Origin of the sequence: Citrobacter sp. CK191 (assembly GCF_030333435.1) — a bacterium.
Classification (GTDB): domain Bacteria; phylum Pseudomonadota; class Gammaproteobacteria; order Enterobacterales; family Enterobacteriaceae; genus Citrobacter_B; species Citrobacter_B koseri.
The window spans coordinates 60,951-75,853 of the sequence record NZ_JAOWFX010000020.1; the positions used below are offsets into that span (position 1 = coordinate 60,951).

The window sequence follows — 14,903 nt, forward strand, 5'->3', positions numbered from 1 at the left end:
CGCCATGAACACCACACTTGCACAACAAATCGCTAATGAAGGCGGCGTCGAAGCCTGGATGGTTGCCCAGCAACACAAAAGCCTGCTGCGCTTCTTGACCTGCGGCAGCGTCGATGACGGTAAAAGCACGCTGATTGGCCGACTGCTGCACGATACGCGTCAGATTTATGAAGATCAGCTCTCGTCGCTGCATAACGACAGTAAGCGTCATGGCACCCAGGGTGAAAAACTCGATCTGGCGCTGCTGGTCGACGGGTTGCAGGCTGAGCGCGAGCAGGGAATTACCATTGATGTGGCATACCGCTATTTCTCGACCGAGAAACGCAAATTTATTATTGCCGACACGCCAGGGCACGAGCAGTACACGCGTAACATGGCGACCGGCGCATCAACCTGCGATCTGGCGATCCTGCTGATCGACGCCCGCAAAGGCGTGCTGGATCAGACCCGCCGCCACAGTTTCATCTCTACGCTGCTGGGCATTAAACACCTGGTGGTGGCGATCAACAAGATGGATCTGGTGGGGTTCAGCGAGGAGACGTTCGCCCGTATTCGCGAAGATTACCTGACGTTTGCCGGGCAGTTGCCGGGGAACCTGGACATCCGCTTTGTGCCACTCTCTGCGCTGGAAGGGGATAACGTCGCGACCCAGAGCGCCAGTATGCCGTGGTACAACGGCCCGACGCTGCTGGAAGTGCTGGAGACGGTTGAGATCCAGCGGGTTGTCGACACCCAGCCGATGCGCTTCCCGGTACAGTATGTGAACCGGCCGAACCTCGATTTCCGTGGTTATGCCGGAACGCTGGCCTCCGGCAGCGTGAAGGTCGGGCAGCGTGTCAAAGTTCTGCCGTCCGGCGTTGAATCCAACGTGGCGCGCATCGTCACCTTTGATGGCGATCTGCAAGAGGCGCACGCCGGTGAAGCGATTACGCTGGTGCTGAAAGATGAAATTGACATCAGCCGTGGCGATCTGTTGCTGGATGCAGGCGAAAACCTGCCAGCCGTACAGAGCGCCGCCGTTGATGTGGTATGGATGGCGGAACAACCGCTGTCGGCCGGGCAGAGTTATGACATCAAGATTGCCGGTAAAAAGACCCGTGCGCGCGTCGATGCCATTCGCCATCAGGTTGATATCAACAACCTGACCCAGCGCGAGGTGGAAAGCCTGCCGCTGAACGGTATCGGCCTGGTCGAACTGACTTTTGACGAACCGTTAGTGCTGGATACATACCAGCAGAACCCGGTCACTGGCGGGTTAATCATCATCGACCGGCTGTCCAACGTGACCGTTGGCGCGGGGCTGGTGCGTGAGCCTATTGAGCACACCGCCGCGACGCCTTCCGGGTTCAGCGATTTTGAGCTGGAACTGAACGCGCTGATCCGTCGCCACTTCCCGCACTGGGGCGCGCGTGATTTGCTGGGAGGCAAGTAATGGCGCTGCATGACGAAAACGTCGTCTGGCATGCCCATGCGGTGACGCGCGAAGATCGTGAAGCGCTGCATGGGCATAAAGGGGCTGTGGTCTGGTTTACGGGACTTTCCGGTTCGGGGAAATCAACGATTGCAGGCGCGCTGGAAGAGGCCCTGCATAAGCTGGGCATCAGCACCTGGTTGCTGGATGGCGATAATGTCCGTCACGGCCTGTGCAGCGATCTTGGCTTTAGCGACGCAGACCGTAAAGAGAATATCCGCCGGGTGGGGGAGGTTGCGAACCTGATGGTGGATGCCGGGCTGGTGGTGCTGACGGCGTTTATTTCGCCGCATCGCGCGGAGCGGCAGATGGTGCGCGAGCGCATCGGGGAGGGGCGGTTTATCGAGGTTTTTGTCGATACGCCGCTGGCAACCTGTGAAGCACGCGATCCTAAAGGGCTGTACAAGAAGGCCAGGGCGGGTGAACTGCGTAATTTCACCGGCATTGATTCGGTATATGAAACGCCTGAATCGCCTGAAGTTCATCTGGATGGTGAACAATTAGTAACAAATTTGGTTGCCCAATTATTAGATCTACTGAGACAGGGCGATATTATCAGATCCTGAGACACCGCCGGGCTTGTATGCCCGGTGAGTCAAGGTTACAGGATTCGATATGCGTAATAGCCATAACATTACTATCACAAGGTCAGATGCCCTCACGACCGACGACGACACAACCTGGTCACTGCCGGGCGCCGTGGTCGGTTTTGCCTCGTGGCTGCTGGCGTTGGGAATTCCCTTTCTCATCTATGGCCCTAACACGCTGTTTTTCTTCCTCTATACCTGGCCCTTCTTCCTGGCGCTCATGCCCGTTGCGGTTGTGGTCGGCGTGGCCCTGCATTCAATCATGAGCGGCAAACTGTTTTACAGCATTACGGCTACGCTATTAACGGTAGGCGCGATGTTTGGCGCGCTCTTCATGTGGCTGTTGGGGTAGGTCAGCCCTCCCTTTTCATGACGGGCGAGAGTGGCCATAATTCAAACCGTAACCAACAATAAGATTATGTTCTCCCTGCACGAGATATGCGGATCGGCGGATAAATGTGGTACATTTGCCCGCGTTGTCGCGGCATTCCCGCCTCAGAGTAGAGTCTCTGGGAAAGTTATGGGATGATGGTGCCGTTTTTCAGGGGGCAGGATGGGTAAACTAACGCTGCTGCTGCTGACTTTACTGGTCTGGTTGCAGTATTCGCTGTGGTTCGGTAAGAACGGCATACATGACTACAGCCGCGTCAACGATGATGTGGCTGCGCAGCAAGCTACGAATGCGAAACTTAAAGCGCGTAACGATCAGCTTTTCGCCGAAATTGACGATCTCAATGGCGGCCAGGAAGCGATCGAGGAGCGTGCGCGTAATGAACTCAGCATGACCAAACCGGGCGAAACTTTTTACCGTCTGGTGCCTGACGCGTCTAAACGTGCTCAGGCTGCGGGGCAAACTAATCGATAAATCAGCCCAGGAAATGACATGGCAGCCACTTTATTGGACGTTTGCGCTGTGGTACCGGCTGCCGGATTTGGCCGCCGAATGCAAACGGAATGTCCTAAGCAATATCTCTCTATTGGCAATAAAACCATTCTTGAACACTCGGTGCATGCGCTGCTGGCGCATCCCCGGGTGACGCGCGTCGTTATCGCAATCAGCCCTGGCGACAGCCGCTTCGCCGAACTTCCTCTGGCGCAACATCCGCAGGTCACCGTCGTGGACGGGGGCGACGAACGCGCCGATTCCGTACTGGCAGGCTTACGGGCGGCCGGTGACGCGCAGTGGGTGCTGGTGCATGACGCCGCCCGGCCTTGTCTGCATCAGGATGACCTGGCGCGCCTGCTCTCGCTTAGCGAAACCAGCCGCACGGGCGGAATCCTCGCTGCTCCGGTACGCGACACCATGAAACGCGCCGAGCCGGGTAAAGCCGCCATTGCGCATACCGTAGAGCGTACCGACCTGTGGCACGCGTTAACGCCGCAATTCTTCCCACGCGAGCTGCTGCACGATTGCCTGAGCCGTGCGCTGAACGAAGGCGCGACCATTACCGATGAGGCGTCCGCGCTGGAGTATTGCGGTTTTCATCCCCAACTGGTTGAAGGCCGGGCTGATAATATAAAAGTCACCCGCCCGGAAGATCTGGCGCTTGCGGAATTTTATCTGACCCGAACAATCTAGACACAAAATCATTCAAGCTGCATCGAGGCGGCAACTGAGTGCATCCCCAGGAGCTTACATAAGTAAGTGACTGGGGTGAACAAAGGCAGCCAACAAAGAGGCAGCTTGAAGGATGATGTGTATATCAGGAGAATGCATAATGCGAATCGGACACGGTTTTGACGTACACGCTTTTGGCGGAGAAGGCCCAATTATCATTGGTGGCGTGCGCATCCCGTATGACAAAGGGCTGCTGGCGCATTCTGATGGCGACGTGGCGCTGCATGCGCTGACTGATGCGCTGCTCGGCGCGGCGGCGCTTGGCGATATCGGCAAACTTTTCCCGGATACCGATCCGGCCTTTAAAGGCGCGGACAGCCGCGAATTGCTGCGGGAAGCATGGCGACGCATTCAGGCCAAAGGCTATACCCTTGGTAACGTGGACGTGACCATTATCGCCCAGGCGCCGAAGATGCTGCCGCATATCCCGCAAATGCGCGTGTTTATCGCGGAAGATCTTGGTTGTCATATGGATGATGTCAACGTCAAGGCGACCACCACGGAGAAACTCGGGTTCACCGGGCGTGGGGAAGGGATTGCCTGCGAAGCGGTGGCGCTACTGATTAAGGCCGCGAAATGACCGAGTTTGAAAACCTGACGTACCTCCACGGAAAGCCGCAGGGCAGCGGGCTGCTTAAAGCGAACCCGGAAGATTTTGTGGTGGTTGAAGATTTAGGTTTTGAGCCAGATGGCGAAGGCGAACATATTCTGGTTCGCATTCTGAAAAACGGTTGTAACACCCGTTTTGTGGCCGATGCGCTGGCGAAATTCCTTAAAATTCATGCCCGTGAAGTGAGCTTTGCCGGGCAGAAAGACAAGCATGCCGTCACTGAACAGTGGCTGTGCGCGCGCGTGCCGGGCAAAGAGATGCCAGACCTGAGCGCATTCCAGATTGAAGGATGTAAAGTGCTGGAGTACGCGCGTCACAAACGTAAGCTGCGTTTAGGCGCGCTGAAGGGCAACGCGTTTACGCTGGTGCTGCGTGAAGTCAGCCATCGTGATGATGTTGAAGCCCGGCTACAGGCCATCAATACGCGCGGCGTACCAAACTATTTTGGCGCGCAGCGATTCGGTATTGGCGGCAGCAACCTGCAAGGCGCGCTGCGCTGGGCGCAAAGCAATGCGCCGGTGCGCGATCGCAATAAACGCAGTTTTTGGTTGTCGGCGGCCCGCAGTGCGTTGTTTAATCAGATCGTCAACGAACGCGTGAAAAAACCAGACTTTAATCAAGTTGTTGATGGCGATGCGCTACAATTAGCGGGGCGCGGGAGCTGGTTTGTGGCCACGCAGGAAGAACAGGCGGAATTGCAGCGTCGCGTTGACGAAAAAGAACTGATGATTACGGCGGCGCTTCCCGGTAGCGGCGAGTGGGGAACCCTGCGCGACGCGCTGGCGTTTGAAGAGGCTGCCATTGCGGATGAGGGCGAACTGCAATCGTTACTGCTGCGCGAAAAGGTTGAAGCGGCGCGCAGAGCGATGCTGCTCTATCCGCAACAATTACGCTGGAACTGGTGGGATGACGTCACCGTTGAGCTGCGCTTCTGGCTACCGGCAGGCAGTTTCGCCACCAGCGTCGTAAGGGAACTGATTAACACAATGGGTGATTATGCGCATATTGCTGAGTAACGATGATGGGGTCCACGCGCCCGGTATACAAACGCTGGCGAAAGCGCTGCGTGAGTTTGCTGACGTACAGGTCGTCGCCCCGGATCGTAACCGCAGTGGCGCGTCAAACTCGCTGACGCTGGAATCCTCGCTTCGTACCTTTACCTTTGATAACGGCGATATCGCCGTGCAGATGGGCACACCGACCGACTGCGTCTACCTGGGCGTGAACGCGCTGATGCGTCCGCGCCCGGATATTGTGGTTTCAGGCATTAACGCGGGCCCCAATCTGGGCGATGATGTCATCTATTCCGGGACCGTCGCCGCAGCGATGGAGGGCCGTCACCTGGGTTTTCCCGCGCTGGCGGTATCGCTTGACGGCCATCAGCACTATGAGACGGCGGCAGCGGTAACCTGCTCTATTTTGCGTGCATTACGTCGGGAGCCGCTGCGTACCGGACGCATTCTGAATATCAATGTCCCGGATCTGCCGCTGGATCAAATCAAAGGCATTCGCGTAACCCGCTGCGGCAGCCGCCATCCGGCCGATCAGGTTATTCCACAGCAGGACCCGCGCGGCAACACGCTGTACTGGATCGGCCCGCCGGGAGGCAAATGCGACGCCGGGCCGGACACCGATTTTGCGGCGGTGGATGAGGGCTATGTCTCCGTTACCCCGCTGCATGTGGATTTAACGGCGTATAGCGCGCATGATGTGGTTTCGGACTGGTTAGACAGCGTGGGAGTTGACGCGCAATGGTAAGCAGACGCGTACACACTCTTCTTGAACAATTGCGCGCTCAGGGCATCAAAGATGAGCAAGTGCTGGATGCGCTTGCCGCCGTCCCGCGTGAAAAGTTTATTGATGAAGCGTTTGAACATAAAGCCTGGGACAATATCGCTTTGCCGATTGGCCAGGGGCAGACCATTTCGCAGCCCTATATGGTGGCGCGAATGACAGAATTGCTTGAGCTGACGCCGCAATCCAGAGTGCTGGAGATCGGCACTGGCTCCGGGTATCAGACGGCGATTCTCGCGCATCTGGTACAGCATGTGTGCTCGGTGGAGCGCATTAAAGGGCTGCAATGGCAGGCGCGTCGTCGCCTGAAACAGCTTGATTTACACAATGTTTCAACTCGTCATGGCGATGGATGGCAAGGTTGGCAGGCTCGCGCCCCGTTTGACGCCATCATCGTGACGGCAGCTCCGCCGGAAATTCCGACGGCGTTAATGACGCAACTGGATGAAGGCGGGATTCTCGTTTTACCCGTGGGTGAGGAGCATCAGTTCTTGAAACGGGTGCGTCGCCGGGGAGGCGAATTTATTATCGATACCGTGGAGGCCGTCCGCTTTGTGCCTTTAGTGAAAGGCGAACTCGCTTAAGCATCCTTTAATACCCGGATTTTTCCTGGTTATTTTATAAAGGGTAAGCGTATTGTGGGGACGTTTCCAGCGTCCAGGCCGATGCCTTGCACGGTTATTACGTCACTGGTTGTTAACCAAATTTTTCCTGGGGGATAAATGAGCGCGGGAAGCCCAAAATTCACCGTTAGCCGCATTGCGGCATTGTCGCTGGTTTCGCTATGGCTGGCAGGTTGTTCCAATTCTTCGAATCCTCCTGCGCCGGTAAGCTCAGTTAATGGTAATGCCCCGTCGAGTACCAGCTCCGGGATGCTGATCACACCGCCGCCCAAAATGGGGACAACGGCGCAACAAACGCCGCAGATTCAGCCCGTGCAGCCTGTTCAACCGGTTGCCCAGTCCCGGCAGATCCAGCCGGTTGCTGAGCAGCCTGTGCAAATGGAAAATGGCCGTATCGTGTACAACCGCCAGTATGGGAACATTCCGAAAGGCAGCTACACCGGCGGCAGCACATACACCGTTAAAAAAGGCGACACGCTTTTCTATATCGCCTGGATCACCGGGAACGATTTCCGCGACCTTGCTCAGCGTAACAACGTTCCGGCCCCATACGGCCTGAATGTGGGGCAAACGCTCCAGGTCGGCAATGCCTCAGGCACGCCAATTACCGGCGGCAACGCGATTACGCAGGCGGATGCAGTAGAGCAAGGAGTTGTGACCAAACCTGCACAAAATTCCACCGTTGTAGTTGCGTCGAAACCGACAATTACGTATTCTGAGGATTCAGGTGAACAAAGTGCTAATAAAATGTTGCCGAACAACAAGCCTGCTGGGACCGTGGTCACAGCGCCTGTAACGGCACCAACAGCGAGCACAACCGAACCGACTGCAAGCAGTACGTCAACCAGTTCGCCAATCTCCACATGGCGCTGGCCGACTGAGGGCAAAGTGATCGAAAACTTCGCGGCTACCGAAGGTGGCAACAAAGGGATCGACATTGCAGGCAGTAAAGGACAGGCTATTGTCGCGACCGCAGATGGACGCGTCGTATATGCCGGTAACGCGCTGCGCGGTTACGGTAATCTTATTATCATCAAACACAACGATGATTACCTGAGTGCCTACGCCCATAACGATACGATGCTGGTCCGGGAACAACAAGAAGTTAAGGCGGGGCAAAAAATCGCTACCATGGGTAGCACCGGAACCAGTTCTACACGCTTGCATTTTGAAATTCGTTACAAGGGGAAATCCGTAAACCCGCTGCGCTATTTACCGCAGCGATAATTCGGCGGAACCAGGCTTGCACTTGCTAGTTCCGTCCAGGGATCACGGGTAGGAGCCACCTTATGAGTCAGAATACGCTGAAAGTTCATGATTTAAATGAAGACGCGGAATTTGATGAGAACGGAGTAGAGGCTTTTGACGAAAAAGCCTTGAGTGAAGAGGAACCCAGTGATAACGACCTGGCTGAAGAGGAGCTGTTATCGCAAGGGGCCACACAGCGTGTGTTGGACGCGACTCAGCTTTACCTTGGTGAGATTGGTTATTCGCCACTGTTAACGGCCGAAGAAGAAGTTTATTTTGCGCGTCGCGCACTGCGTGGAGATGTTGCCTCTCGCCGTCGCATGATTGAGAGTAACTTGCGTCTGGTGGTAAAAATTGCCCGCCGTTATGGCAATCGTGGACTGGCGTTGCTGGACCTGATTGAAGAGGGCAATTTGGGGCTTATCCGTGCCGTCGAGAAGTTTGACCCTGAACGTGGGTTCCGTTTCTCAACATACGCTACCTGGTGGATTCGCCAGACGATTGAACGGGCCATTATGAACCAAACCCGTACGATTCGACTGCCGATTCACATTGTTAAAGAGCTGAACGTCTATCTGCGTACCGCACGAGAGTTGTCGCATAAACTGGACCACGAACCGAGCGCGGAAGAGATAGCAGAGCAACTGGATAAACCGGTTGATGACGTCAGCCGTATGCTTCGTCTCAACGAGCGCATAACCTCGGTAGACACCCCGTTGGGTGGTGATTCCGAAAAAGCGTTGCTGGATATCCTGGCCGATGAAAAAGAGAACGGCCCGGAAGACACCACGCAAGATGATGATATGAAACAGAGTATCGTCAAATGGCTGTTCGAACTGAACGCCAAACAGCGTGAAGTGCTGGCACGTCGTTTCGGTCTGCTGGGGTATGAAGCGGCGACACTGGAAGATGTGGGGCGTGAAATTGGTCTCACCCGTGAACGTGTTCGTCAGATTCAGGTTGAAGGCCTGCGTCGTCTGCGCGAAATTTTGCAGACTCAGGGGCTGAATATCGAAGCGCTGTTCCGTGAGTAAGTGATTATTCGTCAAAAAAAGGCCAGTCGTGAGACTGGCCTTTTTCTTTGGCCGTCAATTCGTAGCCGTCATCCGGCACTTATTGCCCGATGGCGCTTTACTTATCGGGCCGATAAAAATATCCCAGGCTGACTTTACCCCATCATCTTACGCACCAGCTGCGTGAACTGCTCACGCTCATCGTCGCTCAGGCGCCCTAAAAATTCATCATCCACACGATCCCCCAACGGTATGGCGCCGGTCAGCAGCGTTTCTCCTTCGCCAGTGAGATAAACAAAGCGGCGGCGTTTATCTTGTGGATCGCTTTCCCGCGTCACCAGTCCCCGGCTTTCCATTCGGCTTAGCATCTCCGCCAGCGTCGCTTTTGTACTGACCGCCGCCTCCATTAGGGCAATCTGCTCAATGCCTGGATGCTCAGCAATAGCGCGCATTACCGCATACTGTGGCTTGGTCAGTTTCGGTAATTCGTGCTGCCAGCGGGACGTATGCTGTTGAAAAAGCTGACGTAACAGATGAAACGCTGTGTTTCGTAACTCCATGTGCGCTCCTGGCAAAATATCTGTTGCTATCATAACGGGTTGTAGCAATTTTTATAATGCTCAATCTTTTAGCTCTCCGTGCGGCTATGGGGAATGAAGCTTGTCCAGGTATTCCGGGTAGCGTATTTTATCTAAAACGTTCGTATACGAACAAAGTGGGATGATGGATGAGACTGATTGTGGGGATGACCGGCGCAACGGGGGCGCCGCTAGGCATTGCGCTGCTACAGGCGCTGCGGCACATGCCGACAGTAGAAACACACCTGGTAATGTCTAAGTGGGCCAAAACGACCATTGAGCTGGAAACGCCTTACAGTGCGCGAGATGTTGCCGGACTGGCTGATTACTGCCATAACCCGGCGGATCAGGCGGCGACGATCTCTTCCGGCTCATTTCGCACCGACGGCATGATCATTATTCCTTGCAGTATGAAAACGCTGGCGGGGATTCGCGCAGGATATGCCGAGGGGTTAGTTGACCGTGCCGCCGACGTGGTGCTGAAAGAAGGGCGCAAACTGGTGCTGGTGCCGCGTGAAATGCCGCTCAGCACGATCCATCTGGAAAACATGCTCGCCCTTTCCCGCATGGGGGTCGCGATGGTGCCGCCCATGCCTGCTTTCTACAACCATCCGCAAACTATTGATGATATTACGCAGCATATTGTGGCGCGTGTGCTGGATCAGTTTGGTCTGGAGCATCCGCGTGCCCGGCGCTGGCAGGGGTTGCAGCAGGCGCAGAATTTTTCACAGGAGAATGAATAATGGCATTTGATGACTTACGCAGCTTTTTGCAGGCGCTCGACGAGCAGGGGCAACTGCTGAAAATCAGTGAAGAAGTGAATGCAGAGCCGGATCTGGCTGCTGCGGCTAACGCAACCGGGCGCATTGGCGACGGCGCGCCGGCGCTGTGGTTCGACAATATCCGTGGCTTCACGGATGCGCGCGTGGCGATGAACACCATTGGTTCCTGGCAGAACCATGCCATCTCTTTAGGCTTGCCGCCTAATACGCCAGTAAAAAAGCAAATTGATGAATTTATCCGCCGCTGGGACACGTTCCCCGTCGCCCCCGAGCGCCGTGCCAACCCGGCGTGGGCGGAAAACACCGTTGATGGCGAGGCGATCAACCTGTTTGATATTCTGCCGCTGTTTCGCCTCAACGATGGCGATGGCGGCTTCTATCTGGATAAAGCCTGTGTCGTCTCCCGCGATCCGCTCGACCCGGATCACTTCGGCAAGCAGAATGTGGGTATCTACCGGATGGAAGTGAAAGGCAAGCGCAAGCTGGGCCTGCAGCCGGTGCCAATGCACGATATCGCGCTGCATCTGCATAAGGCGGAAGAGCGTGGCGAAGATCTGCCGATTGCTATTACGCTCGGTAACGATCCGATCATTACTCTGATGGGCGCCACGCCGCTGAAATACGATCAGTCTGAGTATGAAATGGCGGGCGCGCTGCGCGAAAGCCCATACCCGATCGCCACCGCGCCGCTGACCGGCTTTGATGTGCCGTGGGGCTCAGAAGTGATCCTTGAAGGGGTGATCGAAAGCCGTAAGCGTGAAATTGAAGGGCCGTTTGGCGAGTTCACCGGCCACTATTCTGGTGGGCGCAATATGACGGTAGTGCGCATCGACAAAGTGTCTTATCGCACTAAACCGATTTTTGAATCGCTCTACCTGGGGATGCCGTGGACTGAAATCGACTACCTGATGGGGCCAGCGACCTGTGTGCCGCTGTATCAGCAGTTGAAAGCGGAGTTCCCGGAAGTGCAGGCGGTTAACGCCATGTATACCCACGGTCTGCTGGCGATTATCTCAACCAAAAAACGCTACGGCGGATTTGCCCGCGCGGTCGGCCTGCGGGCAATGACTACGCCGCACGGTCTGGGCTATGTGAAGATGGTGATTATGGTTGATGAGGATGTCGATCCGTTCAACCTGCCACAGGTGATGTGGGCGCTGTCGTCGAAGGTCAACCCGGCAGGCGATCTGGTGCAGCTGCCGAACATGTCGGTGCTGGAACTGGACCCAGGCTCAAGCCCGGCGGGGATCACTGACAAACTGATCATCGACGCCACAACGCCGGTTGCGCCGGATAATCGCGGCCACTATAGCCAGCCGGTATGTGATTTACCGGAAACCAAAGACTGGGCTGAAAAGCTGACTGCCATGCTGGCCAACCGTAAATAAGGAGTAGCAGATGATTTGTCCACGTTGCGCTGATGAACATATTGAATTGATGGCGACCTCTCCGGTCAAAGGGATCTGGACGGTGTATCAGTGCCAGCATTGTCTGTACACCTGGCGTGATACCGAGCCGCTACGCCGTACCAGCCGTGAACATTACCCGCAAGCGTTTCGCATGACGCAGAAAGATATTGATCAAGCGCCGATGGTGCCGAGCATTCCACCGCTGCTGGCGGAAGATAAGCGTTAATAAAAAAGCCGGATGGCGGCTACGCCTTATCCGGCCTACGGATTGTGGTGTGTCTTGCTGGCCTGTGCATCGGGCGTTGTGCCGGATGGCGCCTTATCCGGCCTACGGATTGTGCTGTGTCTTGCTGGCCTGTGCACCGGGCGTTGTGCCGGATGGCGGCTGACGCCTTATCCGGCCTACGTATTGTGATGCTTCTTGTAGGCCCGGTAAGCGCAGCGCCACCGGGCGTTTCTGATTTACACCAGACTCTTCAACCGGTAGATCCACTCCAGCGCCTGGCGTGGCGTCAGAGAGTCAGGGTCGAGGTTTTCCAGCGCTTCAACGGCAGGAGAGGTCTCTTCCGCAACCGACAGCAGCGACATCTGCGTACCGTCCACCTGGGTCGCGGCGGCATTCGGCGAGAGGCTTTCCAGCTCGCGCAGCTTCTGCCGCGCGCGTTTGATCACCTCTTTCGGCACGCCCGCCAGCGCAGCTACCGCCAGACCGTAACTCTTGCTTGCCGCCCCGTCCTGCACGCTGTGCATAAAGGCGATGGTATCGCCGTGTTCCAGCGCGTCCAGATGCACATTCGCGACGCCTTCCATTTTCTCCGGCAACTGCGTCAGTTCGAAGTAGTGGGTGGCGAACAGCGTCAGCGCTTTGATCTTATTCGCCAGATTTTCCGCACACGCCCACGCCAGCGACAGGCCGTCATAGGTCGATGTGCCGCGCCCGATTTCGTCCATCAAAACCAGACTGTTTTCGGTCGCGTTGTGCAAAATATTGGCGGTTTCGGTCATCTCGACCATGAAGGTTGAACGACCGGAAGCCAGATCGTCCGCCGCGCCTACGCGGGTAAAGATGCGGTCAATCGGGCCAATCTCAACGCTTTGCGCAGGCACGTAGCTGCCAATATATGCCAGCAGCGCAATCAGCGCGGTCTGACGCATATAGGTGCTTTTACCCCCCATGTTCGGCCCGGTGATAATCAGCATCCGGCGCTGCGGGGAAAGGTTCAGCGGGTTGGCGATAAACGGCTCGTTCAGCACCTGCTCGACAACCGGATGGCGACCTTCGGTAATCCGAATGCCGGGCTTATCGCTAAAGGTCGGACAGGTATAATTCAGCGTATACGCGCGTTCAGCCAGGTTGACCAGCACGTCCAGCTCAGCCAGCGCATTGGCGCTCTGTTGCAGCTCTGCCAGGTGAGGGAGCAGCAGATCAAACAGTTCGTCATAAAGCTGTTTTTCCAGCGCCAGCGCTTTGCCTTTAGAGGTCAGAACTTTGTCTTCGTACTCTTTCAGCTCGGGAATAATGTAGCGCTCGGCGTTTTTCAGCGTCTGACGGCGGACGTAGTTAATGGGCGCCAGGTGGCTTTGCCCACGGCTGATCTGGATGTAATAACCGTGTACGGCGTTAAAGCCGACTTTCAGCGTATCCAGCCCGGTACGTTCACGCTCGCGGATTTCCAGACGATCGAGATAGTCGGTCGCCCCGTCAGCCAGCGCGCGCCATTCGTCCAGCTCTTCGTTGTAGCCCGGCGCAATAACGCCGCCGTCGCGCACCAGAACCGGCGGCGCGTCGATAATGGCGCGTTCCAGCAGATCGCGCAGTTCGGTAAACTCACCCATTTTCTCGCGCAGGTTCTGCACGGGGGCGCTGGTTACGGTTTCAAGCTGTGCGCGCAGTTCCGGTAACTGCTGGAAGGCGTGACGCATACGGGCGAGATCGCGTGGTCGGGCGGTACGCAAGGCCAGACGGGCGAGGATACGCTCCAGGTCGCCCACCTGACGCAGCACCGGTTGCAATTCACTGGTCACATCCTGCAACGCGCCAATGGTCTGCTGACGTTCGATCAGGGTTTTCGTGTCGCGCACCGGCATATGCAGCCAGCGTTTGAGCATACGGCTGCCCATTGGCGTGACGGTGCAGTCGAGCACCGAAGCCAGCGTATTGTCCACGCCGCCCGCCAGGTTCTGGGTGATCTCCAGGTTGCGGCGCGTGGCGGCATCCATAATGATGCTGTCCTGCTGGCGTTCCATCGTAATGGAGCGAATGTGCGGCAGTGAAGTGCGCTGGGTGTCTTTGACGTACTGCAACAGACAGCCTGCGGCGCACAGTCCGCGTGGTGCGTTCTCTACGCCAAAGCCGATCAGGTCCCGCGTACCAAATTGCAGGTTTAGCTGCTGGCGAGCGGTATCGATTTCAAATTCCCACAGCGGGCGACGGCGTAAACCACGGCGGCCGTCGATCAGCGCCATTTCGGCAAAATCTTCGGCGTATAGTAGTTCTGCCGGGTTAGTGCGCTGTAATTCTGCGGCCATCGTTTCACGGTCAACCGGTTCGCTTAAGCGAAAACGCCCGGAGCTGATGTCCAGCGTGGCGTAACCGTAGCCTTTGCTGTCCTGCCAGATGGCGGCCAGCAGGTTGTCCTGGCGCTCCTGTAACAGCGCTTCATCGCTGATAGTGCCAGGCGTAACGATGCGCACGACCTTACGTTCAACCGGGCCTTTGCTGGTGGCCGGATCGCCAATCTGTTCACAGATTGCGACGGACTCCCCTTGATTGACCAGCTTCGCAAGGTAGTTTTCGACGGCGTGATGCGGGATGCCCGCCATCGGAATCGGTTCGCCCGCCGATGCGCCGCGTTTGGTCAGCGAAATATCGAGTAATTGCGAGGCGCGGCGTGCATCGTCGTAAAACAGTTCGTAAAAATCGCCCATGCGGTAAAACAGCAGGATCTCCGGGTGCTGGGCTTTCAGCTTGAGATACTGCTGCATCATGGGGGTATGGGCGTCGAGATTATCGATTGTACTCATGGAGTCGTGTCCAGTTCCCTGATTTTAAATGGATTGCGATGCTTTTTCTTTTCGTTGTTATCACATAAGGGGCACATGATAACGGAGATACGCATTTCAGGGAAAGCAGCGATGGACGACTTATCGATCCTTATTCCGTTTCTGAT

The 14,903-nt window shown here is 56.3% G+C and carries 16 protein-coding genes; 14 read left to right on the top strand and 2 right to left on the bottom strand.

Going from position 1 to position 14,903, the window contains the following annotated elements:
* Positions 1-4: 4 nt before the first annotated feature.
* From cysN to rpoS, 11 genes are all read left to right on the top strand, one after another.
* Positions 5-1,432, top strand: coding sequence for a sulfate adenylyltransferase subunit CysN (cysN, locus tag OGV82_RS04145; RefSeq protein ID WP_047461627.1), 1,428 nt, complete (start codon positions 5-7; stop codon positions 1,430-1,432).
* Positions 1,432-2,037, top strand: a complete 606-nt coding sequence (cysC, locus tag OGV82_RS04150; protein ID WP_012134866.1) for an adenylyl-sulfate kinase — start codon at positions 1,432-1,434, stop codon at positions 2,035-2,037. Before cysN ends, cysC begins: the two co-directional genes overlap by 1 nt.
* A gap of 49 nt (positions 2,038-2,086) precedes the next feature.
* Positions 2,087-2,410 (top strand): DUF3561 family protein, encoded by a 324-nt coding sequence (locus OGV82_RS04155; protein WP_012134865.1) that lies wholly within the window; start codon positions 2,087-2,089, stop codon positions 2,408-2,410.
* A gap of 201 nt (positions 2,411-2,611) precedes the next feature.
* Entirely contained in the window at positions 2,612-2,923 is a 312-nt protein-coding gene (gene ftsB, locus OGV82_RS04160) for a cell division protein FtsB (protein ID WP_012134864.1), read from the top strand.
* Between the two features lie 18 nt (positions 2,924-2,941).
* On the top strand, positions 2,942-3,637 hold the full coding sequence (ispD, locus tag OGV82_RS04165; RefSeq protein ID WP_012134863.1) for a 2-C-methyl-D-erythritol 4-phosphate cytidylyltransferase: 696 nt from the start codon (positions 2,942-2,944) through the stop codon (positions 3,635-3,637).
* Positions 3,638-3,776: 139 nt separating this feature from the next.
* Complete coding sequence (gene ispF / locus OGV82_RS04170) at positions 3,777-4,256, top strand: 2-C-methyl-D-erythritol 2,4-cyclodiphosphate synthase (protein WP_012134862.1); 480 nt, start codon at positions 3,777-3,779, stop codon at positions 4,254-4,256.
* A complete protein-coding gene (truD, locus tag OGV82_RS04175) occupies positions 4,253-5,302 on the top strand; it encodes a tRNA pseudouridine(13) synthase TruD (RefSeq protein ID WP_047461633.1) in 1,050 nt (349 codons plus the stop codon). Before ispF ends, truD begins: the two co-directional genes overlap by 4 nt.
* Entirely contained in the window at positions 5,283-6,044 is a 762-nt protein-coding gene (gene surE, locus OGV82_RS04180) for a 5'/3'-nucleotidase SurE (protein WP_012134860.1), read from the top strand. Before truD ends, surE begins: the two co-directional genes overlap by 20 nt.
* Positions 6,038-6,664, top strand: a complete 627-nt coding sequence (gene pcm, locus OGV82_RS04185; protein WP_012134859.1) for a protein-L-isoaspartate O-methyltransferase — start codon at positions 6,038-6,040, stop codon at positions 6,662-6,664. The genes surE and pcm overlap by 7 nt, the downstream gene beginning before the upstream one ends.
* 138 nt (positions 6,665-6,802) lie before the next feature.
* Positions 6,803-7,930, top strand: a complete 1,128-nt coding sequence (nlpD, locus tag OGV82_RS04190; RefSeq protein ID WP_024130899.1) for a murein hydrolase activator NlpD — start codon at positions 6,803-6,805, stop codon at positions 7,928-7,930.
* Between the two features lie 62 nt (positions 7,931-7,992).
* Positions 7,993-8,985, top strand: a complete 993-nt coding sequence (gene rpoS, locus OGV82_RS04195; protein WP_000081498.1) for an RNA polymerase sigma factor RpoS — start codon at positions 7,993-7,995, stop codon at positions 8,983-8,985.
* 134 nt (positions 8,986-9,119) lie between these two features.
* Here the strand turns inward: rpoS and OGV82_RS04200 are convergent, their stop codons facing one another.
* Positions 9,120-9,524 (bottom strand): MarR family winged helix-turn-helix transcriptional regulator, encoded by a 405-nt coding sequence (locus OGV82_RS04200; protein WP_047461637.1) that lies wholly within the window; start codon positions 9,522-9,524, stop codon positions 9,120-9,122.
* A 167-nt stretch (positions 9,525-9,691) separates the two neighbouring features.
* On the opposite strand from OGV82_RS04200, the gene OGV82_RS04205 reads away from it, so the two are divergent.
* From OGV82_RS04205 to OGV82_RS04215, 3 genes are read left to right on the top strand one after another with little or no spacing between them, the layout of a single operon-like run.
* Positions 9,692-10,285, top strand: coding sequence for a non-oxidative hydroxyarylic acid decarboxylases subunit B (locus OGV82_RS04205; RefSeq protein WP_047461640.1), 594 nt, complete (start codon positions 9,692-9,694; stop codon positions 10,283-10,285).
* The gene (locus OGV82_RS04210) at positions 10,285-11,712 is read left to right on the top strand and encodes a non-oxidative hydroxyarylic acid decarboxylases subunit C (RefSeq protein ID WP_101744111.1); all 1,428 of its coding nucleotides are present in this window, start codon (positions 10,285-10,287) and stop codon (positions 11,710-11,712) included. Before OGV82_RS04205 ends, OGV82_RS04210 begins: the two co-directional genes overlap by 1 nt.
* A gap of 10 nt (positions 11,713-11,722) precedes the next feature.
* Positions 11,723-11,959, top strand: coding sequence for a non-oxidative hydroxyarylic acid decarboxylases subunit D (locus tag OGV82_RS04215; protein ID WP_047461644.1), 237 nt, complete (start codon positions 11,723-11,725; stop codon positions 11,957-11,959).
* Between the two features lie 236 nt (positions 11,960-12,195).
* Here the strand turns inward: OGV82_RS04215 and mutS are convergent, their stop codons facing one another.
* Positions 12,196-14,757, bottom strand: coding sequence for a DNA mismatch repair protein MutS (mutS, locus tag OGV82_RS04220; protein ID WP_012134851.1), 2,562 nt, complete (start codon positions 14,755-14,757; stop codon positions 12,196-12,198).
* Between the last annotated feature and the right edge of the window lie 146 nt (positions 14,758-14,903).